Raw genomic sequence first — 14096 nt, forward strand, 5'->3', positions numbered from 1 at the left:
CGCGTGATGATCACCAATAACAACCTGCAACTGTCGCTGGATTTCGTCGACGACGACACCCTGTCCGGCTTCCGGCTGCAACGTCTGGAAGTCTATAATTGGGGAACCTTCGACGGCCGGGTTTGGGTCTTGAACTTGAATGGCCGCAACGCTTTGTTGACCGGCGACATCGGTTCCGGCAAATCGACCCTGGTCGATGCGGTCACGACCTTATTGGTGCCGGCCCATCGTATCGCCTATAACAAGGCGGCCGGCGCCGACGCCAAAGAGCGCAGCCTGCGATCCTATGTGCTGGGCCATTACAAGTCCGAGCGCAATGAGGTCAGCGGCAGCGCCAAGCCAGTGGCCTTGCGCGGCGACAACAGTTATTCGGTGATCTTGGGCGTTTTCCACAACGCCGGCTACGATCAGACCGTGACGCTGGCCCAAGTGTTCTGGATCAGCGACCGCCAGGGCCAGCCGGCGCGGCTGTTCGTCGGCGCCGAACGGGACTTGAGCATAGCTCGCGATTTTTCCGACTTCGGCAGCGACATCGGTCAACTGCGCAAGAAGCTGCGCGGCTTGGGCGCGGAGTTGCATGACAGCTTTCCGCCTTATGGCGCCTGGTTCCGCCGTCGTTTCGGCATCGACAACGAGCAGGCGCTGGAATTGTTCCATCAAACCGTGTCGATGAAGTCGGTCGGCAATCTGACCGACTTTGTGCGCAGCCACATGCTGGAACCCTCGGAAGTCGCGCCGCGCATCACCGCTTTGATCAACCATTTCGACGACCTGAACCGCGCCCACGACGCGGTTTTGAAGGCCAAGCGGCAGATGAGCCTGTTAACGCCTCTGGTCGCCGATTGCCAGCGTCACACTCAACTCAACGAGCAAACCGAAATCCTGCGCGCCTGCCGCGAAGCCTTGCGTTCGTTTTTCGCGGGCCTAAAGCAAGGTTTGCTGGAAAAGCGTCTGGCAACATTGGATGAAGAGCTTGCCCGGCAAAACGCCCAGCTCGAGCGGCTGAGCGAGCGCAAGCGACAACAGCAAATGCAGGCGGGCGAACTGCAACGCCATATTGCCGCCAACGGCGGCGACCGCATCGCTCAATTGGGATTGGAAATCGAGCGTCTGCAAGATGATATGGCGCGCCGCCGCGATAAATCCGCCCGCTACGAAAAACTGCTGCAAAGCTTGGATTTGCCGGCACCGGTAGACGCCGAAGCCTTTCTGGCGCAGCAAGTCCGTTTTCTGGAGTTACGGGACAGTGCGTCCGCGCGCGAAGCCGATCTGCAAAACCAGGCTAGCGAAATTGGCGTGGCGTTTGCGCAAGGACGCAACGAACATCAACTCCTGCAAGCCGAATTGACCAGCCTGAAGGCCCGGCGTAGCAATATCGACGATGCGCAAATCAAAATGCGCCAGGCGCTTTGTGAAGCGCTGAATTTGGCCGAGGACCGGATGCCGTTCGCCGGCGAATTGATTCAGGTGCGCGACGAGGACAAGGATTGGGAAGGCGCCGCCGAACGCATGTTGCGCAATTTCGGCCTATCGCTGCTGGTGCCGGATGCGCATTATTCGGCGGTAGCCGATTGGGTGGACCAAACCCATTTGCGCGGCCGCCTGGTCTATTTCCGGGTCAGGCCCGGCCAGCGCGCCGAGCTGCCGGAGCCGCACCGCGATTCGATGGCGCGCAAATTGGCGATTAAACCCGATTCGGCGTTTTACGATTGGCTGGAGCGCGAGATCGGTCACCGCTTCGACGTAGCTTGCTGCGCTACCCAGGAGCAATTCCGCCGCGAGCAAAAAGCCATCACCCGCGCCGGCCAGATCAAGGCACCCGGCGAACGCCACGAAAAAGACGACCGCCACCGCCTGGACGACCGCAGCCGCTATGTGTTGGGCTGGTCCAATGCCGCCAAGATCGCCGCGCTGGAAGCCAAGGCCAAGCTATTGGAAAATCAGCTAGCCGATCTGGCCGGTCGCTTGGCCGACATCGCCAAAGCACAAGTCACGGTCAAGGCGCAATTGGAAACCTTAAGCAAGTTGGGCGAATACCGCGATTTCCGCGAACTGGACTGGCAGCCTTTGGCAGCGGAGATTGCTCGGCTGGAACACGAGAAGCGCGAGCTGGAAGCGGCGTCCGATCTGCTCAAGCAACTGACGGAGCGGCTGGAAGCGCTGCAACATGCTATGGCCGATACCGAGCACGCGCTAAATGACAAAATCAAGGAAATCGGCGCCACCGAGCAACGCAAACAGGCCGCCGAAGCGTTGCTGACGCAGACTTCCGACATCCTGAACGAAGCCGGCGACGCACACGCCGCGCATTACCCGGCTCTGGAAGTGCTGCGCGGCGAAGTGCTGGCCGAGCGGCAAGTTACGGTGGAGTCCTGCGACAACCGCGAACGCGAGATGCGTGATTGGTTGCAGACCAAAATCGAAAACGAGACCAAAAAGCTCAATTATCTGCGCGACAAGATCATCGACGCGATGCGCGGCTATTGCGCGGCCTTCCCGCTGGAAACCCAGGAAGTCGATGTCGGCATCGCCGCTGCCCACGAATATCAAACCATGCTGGAAGGTTTGCAAAGCGACGACTTGCCGCGCTTCGAAGCCCGCTTCAAGGAATTGCTCAACGAAAATACCATCCGCGAGGTCGCTAACTTCCAGTCGCAACTGGCCCGCGAGCGGGAAACCATCAAGGAGCGCATCGCCCTGATCAACGAGTCCTTGACTCAGATCGACTACAACACCAACCGCTTCATCGTGCTGGAAGCGCAACCGACGCCGGACGCCGACGTGCGCGACTTTCAAAGCGAGTTACGCGCCTGCACCGAGGGCGCGCTGACCGGTTCCGACGACGAGCAATATTCGGAAAACAAGTTTCTGGAAGTCAAAAAAATCATCGAGCGCTTTCGCGGCCGCGAGGGCCAGGCCGAGCAAGACCGGCGCTGGACAGCCAAGGTTACCGACGTGCGCAACTGGTTCAGCTTCGGCGCCAGCGAGCGTTGGCGTGAGGACAACAGTGAGCACGAGCATTATTCCGACTCCGGCGGCAAATCCGGCGGCCAGAAGGAAAAACTGGCTTACACGATCCTGGCCGCCAGCTTGGCCTATCAATTCGGTTTGGAATGGGGCGCGGTGCGCTCGCGTTCCTTCCGCTTCGTGGTGATCGACGAGGCCTTCGGCCGCGGCTCCGACGAATCGGCGCAATACGGCTTACGGCTGTTCGAAAAGCTCAATCTGCAATTGCTGATCGTCACGCCGCTGCAGAAAATTCACATCATTGAGCCCTACGTTGCGGCGGTCGGCTTCGTGCATAACGAGGAAGGACGGGCGTCCAAGCTGCGCAATCTGAGTATCGAAGAGTACCGCGCCGAACGCGCGGCACGCGGCGGATGAGCAAGCCGGTCTGGACCTTACCGGCCGAGTTGCGTGCCGAATTGGATAAACGCTGGCAACGCGGGCAAATCCTGACGGAAAGCCTGGCATCCAGCGGCTTGTTTCCGTTACGTATTCCGTTAAAGTCACCCAGCCCGGCGCAATTGGCCGCCGATTTCACCGCCGTACAGGTTTGGGTGGAGCCTTGGTTGGCCGTTGACGCCAAGCATTTTGCCGTCGAATGGCGCGACATCAATCATCGGCTGTCGGGGCGCAACCGTTTGCCGGCGGCGGTGGTTTTCGACAAGCCGGACGACGCGGCGGCGTATTTGAAAAAAGCCAAGGAATTGGTGGTTTTCGGGCAGTTGGCGGCATCGCTGGCCGGCGAATTCACGGCACTTAGGTCTTGGCTATTGAAATATCCGTTACGCGCCTTGGAGCACGCCGAGGAATGGCAAAAATTGTTGAGCGTGGCCGGCTGGGTCGTAAAACATCCTCGGCCAGGCATTTATCTACGCCAAATCAGCCTGCCCGGCATCGACAGCAAATTCATCGAAAGCCGCAAGAAGTTGCTTGGCGAATGGCTGGATTTGCTGTTGCCTGCCGCGGCGATCGATACCGCGCAAACCGGCGTAACAGGCTTCGAGGCGCGTTACGGCTTTTTGGCCAAGCCGGCGACGATTCGCTTTCGCTTGCTGGATAGCCGGCTGCATATCGCCGGCTTGAGCGATCTGACGGTGACCGCCGGCGAATTCGCGACTTTGAATTTGCAGGTCAAGCGGGTATTCGTCACCGAAAACGACATCAACGGCCTGGCGTTTCCGCCGTTTGCCGATAGTATGGTGATCTTCGGCAGAGGCTACGGCTTCGATGCCTTGGCGCAAGCCGAATGGTTGAAGGATAAGGAAATTCACTATTGGGGCGACATCGACACTCACGGCTTCGCGATTCTGAGCCAGTTTCGCCAATACTTTCCGCGAACCCACTCATTGCTGATGGACCAAGCGACCTTGTTGGCGCACCGCGAGTCCTGGGTTGCGGAAACCACTCCGGGCCGCGCCGATTTATCCGGTTTAACCTTTGAGGAAACCGCGCTTTACGACGCGTTGCGCGATAACCGTTTCGGCCAAAACCTGAGGTTGGAGCAGGAGTATGTCGGTTTTGCCGCGCTCGGCGCGTTGCTGGCGCGGCTCCAAGCGGAAGCCTAGCCAGGATGAAGCGGAACCCGGCATTCAAAGCGGCAAAAGTTTTCCCAAGCGCCGGGCAATTTCAAACGATGTGGATAAAGATTTTCTCGTTTTCGGCGGCGCGTTTGAGTTTCTCGAACAGCGTTTCGAAAGTCGCCCGGCTGGAGCCGACGAAATCGGCCGATTTCGATTTCCCGACCAGAATGCAGCCCTCGGTATCCTTGGCGCTATTGCCGGGATGTATCCGGACGCCGTCGAAATTCGGCACGTTTAGCAGTAGCGGCAACGGTTTTTTAAAGCGCTCGGAAAAATTGATGATGATTTCGTAGGAGCCGGCTGGAATCGCGGTCATGCCCTTGACTTTGACCGGACGGACTTTGTCCTCCAAGGTGTAACATTCGAAGGCTCCGTTAATACTTAGTTCGCCTATTGTGCTTTCGTCGGTGAATTCGACGCGGGTCAGGTTCAGCTCCATGTGGCCTCCTCGAAGCTAGGATTTTCAAAAATGGATTTCGCCGATTTTTGGTGCGGCTGGCCGGCGATTATTTCGCTCGAAGCACCGGGTTTGTCAAGCGGGAGCGATCTTCGCCGAGCGAGCGGCTTATTCACGCTGAATTCTAATCGCAGACCGACCAATTCGCCTAAGTGTTCCGGACGCAGATTCCCCGCCAAAATCCTCCGACAATGCATTAACATGCCCGCCTCAACCAACCGGGGAGTTTTATGAATTTAACCGAGGCGATCTTGCGTAAGGGTAAAACCTTGTACGAGGACGATGACTACATCCTGCTCTGGACCAAGTTTTTCGGGCTTAGCATTCTGGCGCTGACGTCGTATTTCGTTTACGTCAAGGCCAAGCATAGTCTGTTGAAATTGAACGGCCGGGAAAAGGCTTATTTGATGAGCGTGTCGTTTTATCTGACCAAACAGCACGGCGTCAGTCCGCGCGCGGTGTTGGACGACACCTATTTATTCAAGGATTTCGCTCAGGCGATCGCTAATCGCGGCAGCGAAACTTATCAGAATTACTTCAAGGAACCGAGCAAGGACAAGGCCAAGCATTATGCGGTGCAGTCCGGCCGCCGTTACAGTAAAAAGGCCAAGAAATGAACGCAGGCTCCGCCGTGACGGAGCCGGCGTGGGCCGTGCTTAGACTCTGACGTCGATGCCGCCGGCCGGCGCGGCGGCCGATTCCAGCAGTTTCAGCGCGGCCTGGCCTTGTTGCTCCTGCAATTCCTTGGCTTTGTTCAGCACGGCGACTTCGAGTTGCTGGCCGGTTTTTTGGTTGGACAATTGCGTCGCGAACGCGGCGATGGACGGGACGGAATCCAGCATGGCGATACCTCTTTAAGTTGGGGCCGGCGATAGTCGGCCTGTCTGGTTAGCGGACGATGGGCCGAAAACTTGAGGGTTACCCAAATTCAATCCGGCCGGGTTTCAGCCGGCGGGGAAGAAAATTGCCGCCAAGCCGTTCAAGGTTTCCCGGTCGGGTCGGTCGGCATAGACCGCGCGGCCGGGTTGGTCCGGGCGCATGCCACGCACGAACAAATATTTGATGCCGCCGAAATGGCGTTGATAGTCGTAATCCGGCAAGCGTAGCCGCAAATAGCGGTCCAGCACCACGCTGTACAACCAATATTGCAAACCGTAGTTGTGTTCGCGCATCGCCAACGTGAGCGAGTCGTGGCCGTAATCGGCTAAGGTGTTGGTCTTGTAATCCATCAGAAAATATCGGCCGCCGTATTCGCAAACCAAGTCGATGAAGCCGGTTAGATAGCCGTTCAGACGTTTTGGAGCCAGGGCTTGATAGGTCGGACACCCGGCCAACAGCCGGTTGATGCGGGCGGTATCGATAGGATCGGTTAGCGACAGATAAAACGGCATTTCCTTGATGCAGCGCTCGGCCGGTAAATCCGCTAGCCGAAACCCGCCGCTTGCGGTTAACGGCGTGCTGACTGTCGCGGCCAGCAGCTGGTCAAGCAACTCCGGTTGAGTCAGGTGTAGTCCATGGCGCAGACAAGCCATGTCGCGCGGCCGGCCCAAATCCGCGCCGGCGGCCAAGGCTTGAAAGCTCAGCGTCTCCAACAAACTGTGTACGACGTTGCCGGTGGCGGCGCCCTTGGGCAGGCCGTTGGCTTCGACGTAGGCGTCGGCCGGTTCGGCGGCCTTGTCGGCCGGCAGTTCCGGGGCGGCATCGTGGCCGGATTCGGCCAAAGCGGTATAGCTGCTCATTTGCCACAGGCTGCGCAGGTCCCGGGTTTGCCGACGGTATTCCAGCGCGGCAGCGGCGCTCGGCCGTTGCGGCCTGGTTGCCGGCCTGGCGGGCGCGACGGCATCGCTTGCCAACAGGCGGTGCTCGAAACAGGCCGGCGCGGCCTGGGCCAGACCGGACAACACTTGTCGTTGACCGGCGAAATCCAGATCGGCGAACTCGAACAAATAAGCCATCGCCGACTCGTTGGGCCGCTCCTTGCCGCGTACGTCGGCCCAAAACAGATAGCAGCGGTATTTGGCGCGGGTGACGGCGACATAAAACAAGCGCAGATCTTCGGCCAGTTCTTCCCGCAAGGCGAGTTCCCGGCGCCGCTCGAACTCGGCGGAACCCAAATCCGCCATCATCGCGCCGTCTTCGTGGCATTGCACCAGCCAGCGCTCGTTTCTCAGTCGGTCGCTACGTCGCCACAAGTCAGGGCAAAATACCACCGGATATTCCAGACCCTTGGCGCTGTGCGTGGTGACGATCTTGACCGCGTCGGCATCGCTTTCCAGCCGCAATTGCCGATCGTCGCCGTTGTCGCGCTCGGCTTGCAAGATCGCGCGCCGCAACCAATCCAGGGTTTTGTGGAGCGCCAGATGCTCGTCCAGCGCGGCCTGTTGCAGACGTTCGGCGAGGTGGTGAATATTGGTCAACGCTCGCTCTGCCTGGATTTGCCCGGACAAGCGGGTTTCGACGCCCTCGCGCCGTAGCAGTTGCTGTAGCATCGCCAGCAGCCCGTGGCGTTGCCAGCATTGCAGATAATCCTGAAAGCGATTCATCCAGCCGTCCAGCGCGGTTTCGTCTTGCAACAAGCGGTAAAGCGCCTGACCGGTCAAACCGAACCAGGATACGGTCAGCGCCGATTTCAAGGCTTCCAACTGGCCGGCTTGCGCCACGGCTTGCAGCACGGCATGTAATTCCAGTGCTTGTTCGGAAGCAAATACCGACTGCTTGCTGTTCAATACGGCGGCGATGCCGGCGCTTTGCAGCGCGGTTTGGTAATCGGCGGCGGCGCGGTTGCTGCGGACCAGCACCGCGATGTCGCCGGCCGCCAATGGGCGAGTTTGGTTGTTTTCGACGATGGTACCGTCCGCCAGCAGCCGACCGATTTCGGCGACGGTCGCGGCGCGCAGCCGTTCGGCCACTTCGCTGGAACTGCCCTGCCGGGCGGTCCAGTGCTCCTGTTTGTCCGAATTTTTATCCAACTGCCACAATACCAGCGGCGCGCCGTCGGCGAGTTTGCCGTCGGCGCAGTCCCGGCCGGCCAGGACCGGATGAAAGTCCAGTTGCTCGAATAAAAACGGTCTTGGCCGTTGAAACAGTCGGTTGACCGCGCCGACCAGATCGGGATGCGAGCGCCAGTTGTGCGACAGTGTGTAATGTTGCGCGGCTTGGCGCTGGGCGGCGAAATAGGAAAAGATGTCGGCGCCGCGAAATTTATAGATGGCCTGTTTAGGATCGCCGATCAAATACAAGTACAGCGTCGGCGCCGCGAACAAGGTCGAGAAGATTTGCCATTGGTGCAGGTCGGTGTCTTGAAACTCGTCGATCAGCGCCGCCGCGAAACGCCGGCGCAATTCGGCGATCAACAATTCGCCGTTGGCGCCGGTCAGCGCGCCGGCCAGCCGGACGATCAAATCGTCGAAAGACATCAGGTTGCGCTGTTGCAGCAAGCCGTCCAGCGTGGCGCGTAAATCTGCCAACAGCGCGGCGCGCAGTCCGGTTTGCAGCTGGTCGGCTGCCGCGGCCAAGCCATCGAAGGCTGTCGTATCGACGCCGAGACCGTCCAGATAAGCTTGTTTCTGTTCGGCCGGCGTTTGCGGTTTGGCCTTGCCGGTCTTGAACTTGACGCCGTTCAAACCGCCGAGCAGGGCTTCGCGGGTTAGGCCGTCCAGACTCGGCAGTTCGGCCGCGCGGTCGGCCAGCCAGGTTTTCCAGGCCTCAAAGCGGGCCGGAAAATCGCGGACGAAGCTGGCGCTGAACAGGCCGTCCGGGAAGGCGGTTTGCAGCGTGGCGGCCAGCGTCGCCAAACCGCTGCTGGCGGCGGCAATCGCATTGTCCAGTTCGGCTAGTTGTCTATCCAGATCGGTGTCGGCCGGTTGAAAGGCTTGCTGACCGCCGACCCGGACGACGCTGGCTAGTAGGCTGTCCGGCGTCGGAAAAGCACGGGTCAGCACCGCGATTTGCCAGGCAGGCCGGTCGGCGACCCGGCGGCGCCAGAAATCGTCGGCGCATTGCTGTTGCAGTTCGGCGATATCGCCGCTTAATTCGCAATCGAACAACTGGCCGCTGGCCAGCGCGTGCTCGGCTAGGGCGCGCTGGCAGAAGCCGTGGATCGTGAAGATCGCCGCCTGATCGATGTCCAGCAACGCGGCGTCCAGGCGTTGGCGGACGATGTCCGGCGCTAGCCCCAAGCCGGCCAGCCAAGCGGCGATCGTCGAATCGGCGGCGGCGGTTGGGTTCAGTAAGGCCTGGCGGGCTTCGGCCAGACGGGCGCGAATACGCTCCTTGAGTTCTTCGGTAGCCGCTTTGGTGAAGGTCACCACCAGTAACTGCTTGATGTCCAGTTCGCGTTCGACCACGAAACGCAACACCAGCATCGCGATCGTGTAGGTCTTACCGGTGCCGGCGCTGGCCTCCAACAGATTGATGCCGGTATTCAGCGGCGTGGCGATCGCATCGAAGGCTTCATGCGCCATGCGCGGCCCTCCAGATCGGTTGCAGCCAGTCCCGGCACGCGGTTTCGAAGTCGGGGTCGATTAAGCTGTCCAGGTCGCGGTAAGCCAGCAACTGAGCAATCTCCGGCTCGTAACCCAGCGCGACCGCGTTGACGATTTGGTCCAGCGCGGCCTTGCGCGCTCGCTCGGGTTCGTCGTGCGGCAAGTAGGCCAACGCGGCTTCGCTGAAAAACGCATCCGGCCGACGCCGGCCTTGCTCGAACAGCCCGAGCCAATAGGGTAGTTGGGCGGGATCGGCTAGGTCAGGGAAAAATGCAGTTCGGCGTCGGCGGCCAATAGATAAGTCGATTGTGGCTGCCGGCGATTGATCAGCAGATGATGCAACCAGGCGGCCAGCAGGTCGCGGCCTTTCAGTTTGCTGTAGCGGTACAACAATCCGCCGTTTTCGTAGAGATTGCCCAATTTGCCGATCAGACGCTGGTCGCCGACATTCAATTCCAGATGGATGGCCGGCAGCGCGGCACCCAAGGCCAGCGCCCGAATCCGCTCGGCGAATTCGGCAACGCCCGGCTCGCGGCGCCGCCAAGCGAGTTCGCCGGGACCTGCCGCCGGCCAGCGGCCTTGGGCTTGCAGCTTGGCCAGCGAAAACGGCCGGCCGGCCAACTCGGCGGCCACCCAGTCCTGAGCGATTTGATAGTCGTCCAGGCCGTTCACCGCGAACGGCTCGCGTTCTTCGGCATCGGCAATCAACACCGGCAGCCTTACGTCCAGTTGCCGGCGCAGAAAATAGCGTTGCGGATGCTGGAAAAAATTCAGTAATTCGGCAATTTCGACGATAGCCAACGGTTCGGCTTCCAATTCGCCCCGCCACCAGGCTTCGGTCGGGCGGCGCTCGCCGCGCAATTGTGCGGCGGTTGCGCAATCGTGGCCGGCGTAGCTGAACAAGGTCGGTTCGGCACCGTTGAAATAGCGCGGACTGAAGGCATGCAGCGGATGACGGATGACCGGATCGGCCAAGCCGTAATGGTCGCGCAACACGTCCAGCAATTCGCTGACGATCGGCGACGGCGGGATTTCGCTGTTGTCGCGTTGCGATTGGCCAACGTAAGTCAGAATCAGCCGGCGCCGCGCCGACAGCAGGATTTCCAGAAACTGGTAGCGGTCGTCGGCCCGCCGGGAGCGGTCGCCGAGGCGGGGATGTTCGGCCAGCAGATCGAAAGTGGGTTGGCGGTCGAGTTTGGGAAATTCGCCGTCGTTCATGCCGAGTAAGGCGATGACTTGACACGGAATCGAACGCATCGGCAGCATCGAGCAGAACGTCAGCTGGCCGCGTAAAAAGCCGTTACCGGACTTGGTTTCGTCGAGGCGTCCGCTCAACCAGGCGACGACGACGCTCAAGGCTACCGGTTGGTCGTGAATGTCGGCCAGTTCGGCGAGTTCGGCCAGCAAATCCTGCAAGGGCTGGCGGTCGGCCGGATCGGCGCCGGCCAGCAGGCGGCCGGCGTAATAATCCAGGGTTTTGCACCATTCGGCCAGCGACTTGGCGGCGGTCAGTTCGTCCCCTGCCCTAAACAGCAGTTTCAGGAAGTCGGCCAGTCCGCCCAGCGCGGCGGCCGAAGCGCCTTCGATGTCCGGGTAAGGCAGAATGCCGTCGATGAACTCGGTGTCGGCGGCCGCGTAACCGACAAACAGCCGCTCCAGACTGGCCTGCCAAGTGTTTTGGGCAATCGCCGGCAAACCTTGGCTCCGTTTGGCCTCGGCCGAGCGCCCCCACCGGACTCGGGTGTCGAGCAGCCAGTGGCGAATCAGCTCCAAATCATTGCCGTCCAGATCGAAACCGGCAGCGATCAATGGTTGTTCCAGCAAATCCAGCACCGCCTGCCAGCCCAGCCGGCTTTGCGATAAGGCCAGAAAGCGGACGAAGGCATCCAGCGCGGCGTTGCTGATTTTCAGGCTACGATCGGCGACGGCGTGCTGAATATCGTCGAAAACCGCGCTGATGAAGGGGGCGTACAATTGAATGTCCGGCGCCATCACGACAATGTCGCGCAAGGCCAAGTTGGGGTCGCTTTCCAGCGCATCCAGCAGCAGATTCTTCAGAACTTGGACCTCGCGCAGCCGCGAGTGGCAGGCGTGTATGCTCAAGCTGGCGTCGGCCGCTTGTGGGCCGGCGGCGCCGGCATTGGCGAGGATGTCGTTTTGCAGGCTGCCCAACAAGCCGGCGGTGTCGGCGCTTTCGAAGCTGCTGGGTTCGAAGGCGAACTCGACTTGTTCCAACAGCATTTGTTGAAATTCGCGGCCTTGTTGGCCTAGTCTGACCAATAAAGGGTGGCCGTCGAATTCCTGAAGTCGGGCTAACAGCCGTTTGTTGGGCAAATCGGCCCAGTAGCCCTGCACCGGATTCAATAGATACAGATGCACGTCGCAATGGCGCGACAAGGCTTGCAAATAGTTCAGTAGCAACGGCGGCAGGCTGTTGACGCCGAACACCGAGACTCGTTCCGGTAAATCATGCTGCCAGGTGCCGGGCGGAGCGGTGTTCAATTTGGCGATCGTTTCCAACCAGTGCTGGCCGCGATGTTTGCCGCCGGCAGCCGAGAGGCGGCGCCACAGCGCGGCTTGCCAACGCTCATTATCGTTGTCGTACAACGTTTGCCGACTTTGCCAGGCGCTCAGTAGGTCGGGTCTGAGCATCTGGTATTGGTCGAATAGCCGGGCCAGTTGCAGTGCGAGTTGGTAGCGTTTCAAATCGACGTTGTCGCCGGCTAGATATTGGCGTGGAGCCTGATAGACTTCGTCGTCGAGATCGCGTAGCAAGGCTTCGAAACGCCACAGCAGGCGTTGGCGGTCGAAATCTGCATCCGGTAGTTGCTCGTGCAGCCGAGCCGCCAGTTCCCCGAAAAACTTGGCCGGAAACAGATAGCGAAAATGGCCCCAGACCTGAAATCGTTCGGCCAGTTGTTGCGACAGCCAGCGTTCCATGCCTTGGCTTTGAATCAGGAAAATTTCCGGGGCGAACGGCGACGCCAGCGGTGCCGCGCCGATGACGGTCGCCAAATGCTCCAGCAGGTTTTCAGTTTTGTTGGAGCTGTGCAGAACGAACATCGGCGGTGGAAAAAATGATTTACAGGCGGCGTAAGCTGGGTAATAGTTTTACAGTAGCGTTTAACCGACAGGAATACAATGAGAAAACTTTTCTGCCTTCTAACCCTGTGTCTGGCCGCCGATAGCTGGGCCGGCGTTTATAAATGCACCGATGGCTCCGGCCATACCAATTACCAATCCTCGCCCTGCAACGAGGAACACAAGGCCGAGCAGGTCAATACCATCACCGGCGGCAAGGTTGATTTGACCGCCAGCGAGCGTTTGCAGGCCGAGGAAGCCGAACGGAAGAAACAGCAATCCTTGCAGGAACAGGCCGAACAACAGGCCAAGCTGGACGCGATCGTCCAGCGTAAGCAAGACGCCAAGGCGCAAGCCGAATTGACGCAGGCGCTGATCAAGCAGAATCCGTTGCAGTTTTCGGCGTTTGCGATTCCGCCTTACGATCCCGAAAAATTGCCGGCTCAGGTCAAGCCCTTCGAAAGCCGATTGCCGGATGTCGAGAAATTCCGTCGGCTAGCCGCGCAAAAAGCCTTGAGTAGCGGCGAGTGTCAACGGGTCGAAGCCGACGAATTGACCGCCAAGAGCAAGCTGGAACAATTGGTGTTTTTGATCAATTGCAGCAGCGGTAAGACCTTTACTTTCACTGAATCGGAATTAAGTCCACCATGACCTCCAGCAAAATCGTGCTGATCACCGGCTGTTCGTCGGGTATCGGCTACAGCACCGCCTATTACTTACGCGAGCGCGGTCACCGGGTAATCTGCTCGGCGCGTAAACCCGAGGATGTCGAACGCTTGCGGTCGGAGGGATACGAATGTCTGCAACTGGATCTGGCCGATTCGGCCAGTATCCAGGTGGCCGTCGCGGCCTTGGTAGAACTGACCGGCGGTCGAATCGACGCCTTGTTCAACAACGGCGCGTTTGGTCAGCCCGGCGCGGTCGAGGATTTGAGCCGCGAGGTGTTGCGGCATCAGTTCGAAACCAATTTATTCGGTACTCACGAATTGACCAATCTGATCTTGCCGCTGATGCGCAAACAGGGCCATGGCCGGATCATTTACAACAGTTCGGTGCTGGGTTTTGTGGCGATGAAATTTCGCGGCGCGTACAACGCCAGCAAATACGCGTTGGAAGGTTTGGCCGATACCTTGAGATTGGAGTTGCGCGGCAGCGGCATTCACATCGTGCTGATAGAACCCGGTCCGATCAAGAGCAATTTCCGGCAGAACGCTTTCGCGCTTTACCAAAAATACATCGATCCGGAACACAGCGCGCATCGAGACACTTATCTGGCGATGGAAGCCCGACTGCAAAAGCAAGGTCCGGCTTCGCCGTTTACATTGCCGGCGACGGCGGTGGCCGAAAAAGTCCGCCATGCGTTGGAGTCGGAAAAGCCGCGCAGCCGCTATCCGGTCACGCTGCCGACCTATGTGTTCGCCTGGTTGAAACGGCTATTGCCGACGGCTTGGCTGGACCGCTTGCTGGTCAGCGTCGAATAACATTGGT

10 protein-coding genes are annotated in these 14096 nt (G+C 59.6%); 5 read left to right on the plus strand and 5 right to left on the minus strand.

Features of this window, described 5'->3' with window-relative positions:
- Positions 1–6: 6 nt before the first annotated feature.
- Positions 7–3384, plus strand: coding sequence for an ATP-binding protein (locus tag ACP4CD_RS17005; protein ID WP_426994702.1), 3378 nt, complete (start codon positions 7–9; stop codon positions 3382–3384).
- Positions 3381–4571 carry a Wadjet anti-phage system protein JetD domain-containing protein gene (locus tag ACP4CD_RS17010; RefSeq protein ID WP_426991764.1) on the plus strand — a complete coding sequence of 397 codons (1191 nt, stop codon included), beginning with the start codon at positions 3381–3383 and terminating at the stop codon, positions 4569–4571. Before ACP4CD_RS17005 ends, ACP4CD_RS17010 begins: the two co-directional genes overlap by 4 nt.
- A gap of 61 nt (positions 4572–4632) precedes the next feature.
- Here the strand turns inward: ACP4CD_RS17010 and ACP4CD_RS17015 are convergent, their stop codons facing one another.
- Positions 4633–5025 carry a DUF5675 family protein gene (locus ACP4CD_RS17015; RefSeq protein ID WP_426991765.1) on the minus strand — a complete coding sequence of 131 codons (393 nt, stop codon included), beginning with the start codon at positions 5023–5025 and terminating at the stop codon, positions 4633–4635.
- 248 nt (positions 5026–5273) lie between these two features.
- On the opposite strand from ACP4CD_RS17015, the gene ACP4CD_RS17020 reads away from it, so the two are divergent.
- Entirely contained in the window at positions 5274–5660 is a 387-nt protein-coding gene (locus ACP4CD_RS17020) for a hypothetical protein (protein WP_426991767.1), read from the plus strand.
- Between the two features lie 39 nt (positions 5661–5699).
- Here ACP4CD_RS17020 and ACP4CD_RS17025 read toward each other — a convergent pair whose 3' ends face one another.
- The 4 genes from ACP4CD_RS17025 to recC form a co-directional block, all read right to left on the minus strand.
- Positions 5700–5885, minus strand: coding sequence for a YjfB family protein (locus tag ACP4CD_RS17025; RefSeq protein ID WP_071160817.1), 186 nt, complete (start codon positions 5883–5885; stop codon positions 5700–5702).
- Between the two features lie 102 nt (positions 5886–5987).
- Positions 5988–9506 (minus strand): exodeoxyribonuclease V subunit beta, encoded by a 3519-nt coding sequence (gene recB / locus ACP4CD_RS17030; protein ID WP_426991769.1) that lies wholly within the window; start codon positions 9504–9506, stop codon positions 5988–5990.
- The gene (locus ACP4CD_RS17035) at positions 9496–9699 is read right to left on the minus strand and encodes a hypothetical protein (RefSeq protein WP_426991771.1); all 204 of its coding nucleotides are present in this window, start codon (positions 9697–9699) and stop codon (positions 9496–9498) included. Before ACP4CD_RS17035 ends, recB begins: the two co-directional genes overlap by 11 nt.
- Positions 9700–9782: 83 nt before the next feature.
- On the minus strand, positions 9783–12590 hold the full coding sequence (gene recC / locus ACP4CD_RS17040) for an exodeoxyribonuclease V subunit gamma (protein WP_426991772.1): 2808 nt from the start codon (positions 12588–12590) through the stop codon (positions 9783–9785).
- Between the two features lie 78 nt (positions 12591–12668).
- Between recC and ACP4CD_RS17045 the strand changes: the two genes are divergently transcribed.
- A complete protein-coding gene (locus ACP4CD_RS17045) occupies positions 12669–13259 on the plus strand; it encodes a DUF4124 domain-containing protein (protein ID WP_426991773.1) in 591 nt (196 codons plus the stop codon).
- The gene (locus tag ACP4CD_RS17050; protein ID WP_281021834.1) at positions 13256–14089 is read left to right on the plus strand and encodes an SDR family oxidoreductase; all 834 of its coding nucleotides are present in this window, start codon (positions 13256–13258) and stop codon (positions 14087–14089) included. Before ACP4CD_RS17045 ends, ACP4CD_RS17050 begins: the two co-directional genes overlap by 4 nt.
- Positions 14090–14096: the final 7 nt, after the last annotated feature.

It is taken from the genome of Methylomonas stagni, from assembly GCF_050154735.1.
GTDB classification, from domain to species: domain Bacteria; phylum Pseudomonadota; class Gammaproteobacteria; order Methylococcales; family Methylomonadaceae; genus Methylomonas; species Methylomonas koyamae_A.

Bases quoted from the DNA above. Each gene is read 5' to 3' on its own strand.
- ACP4CD_RS17020 (WP_426991767.1), top strand. From the start codon at position 5,274: ATGAATTTAACCGAGGCGATCTTGCGTAAGGGTAAAACCTTGTACGAG.
- ACP4CD_RS17015 (WP_426991765.1), bottom strand. From the start codon at position 5,025: ATGGAGCTGAACCTGACCCGCGTCGAATTCACCGACGAAAGCACAATA.
- ACP4CD_RS17045 (WP_426991773.1), top strand. From the start codon at position 12,669: ATGAGAAAACTTTTCTGCCTTCTAACCCTGTGTCTGGCCGCCGATAGC.
- ACP4CD_RS17005 (WP_426994702.1), top strand. From the start codon at position 7: ATGATCACCAATAACAACCTGCAACTGTCGCTGGATTTCGTCGACGAC.
- recB (WP_426991769.1), bottom strand. From the start codon at position 9,506: ATGGCGCATGAAGCCTTCGATGCGATCGCCACGCCGCTGAATACCGGC.
- recC (WP_426991772.1), bottom strand. From the start codon at position 12,590: ATGTTCGTTCTGCACAGCTCCAACAAAACTGAAAACCTGCTGGAGCAT.
- ACP4CD_RS17025 (WP_071160817.1), bottom strand. From the start codon at position 5,885: ATGCTGGATTCCGTCCCGTCCATCGCCGCGTTCGCGACGCAATTGTCC.
- ACP4CD_RS17010 (WP_426991764.1), top strand. From the start codon at position 3,381: ATGAGCAAGCCGGTCTGGACCTTACCGGCCGAGTTGCGTGCCGAATTG.
- ACP4CD_RS17050 (WP_281021834.1), top strand. From the start codon at position 13,256: ATGACCTCCAGCAAAATCGTGCTGATCACCGGCTGTTCGTCGGGTATC.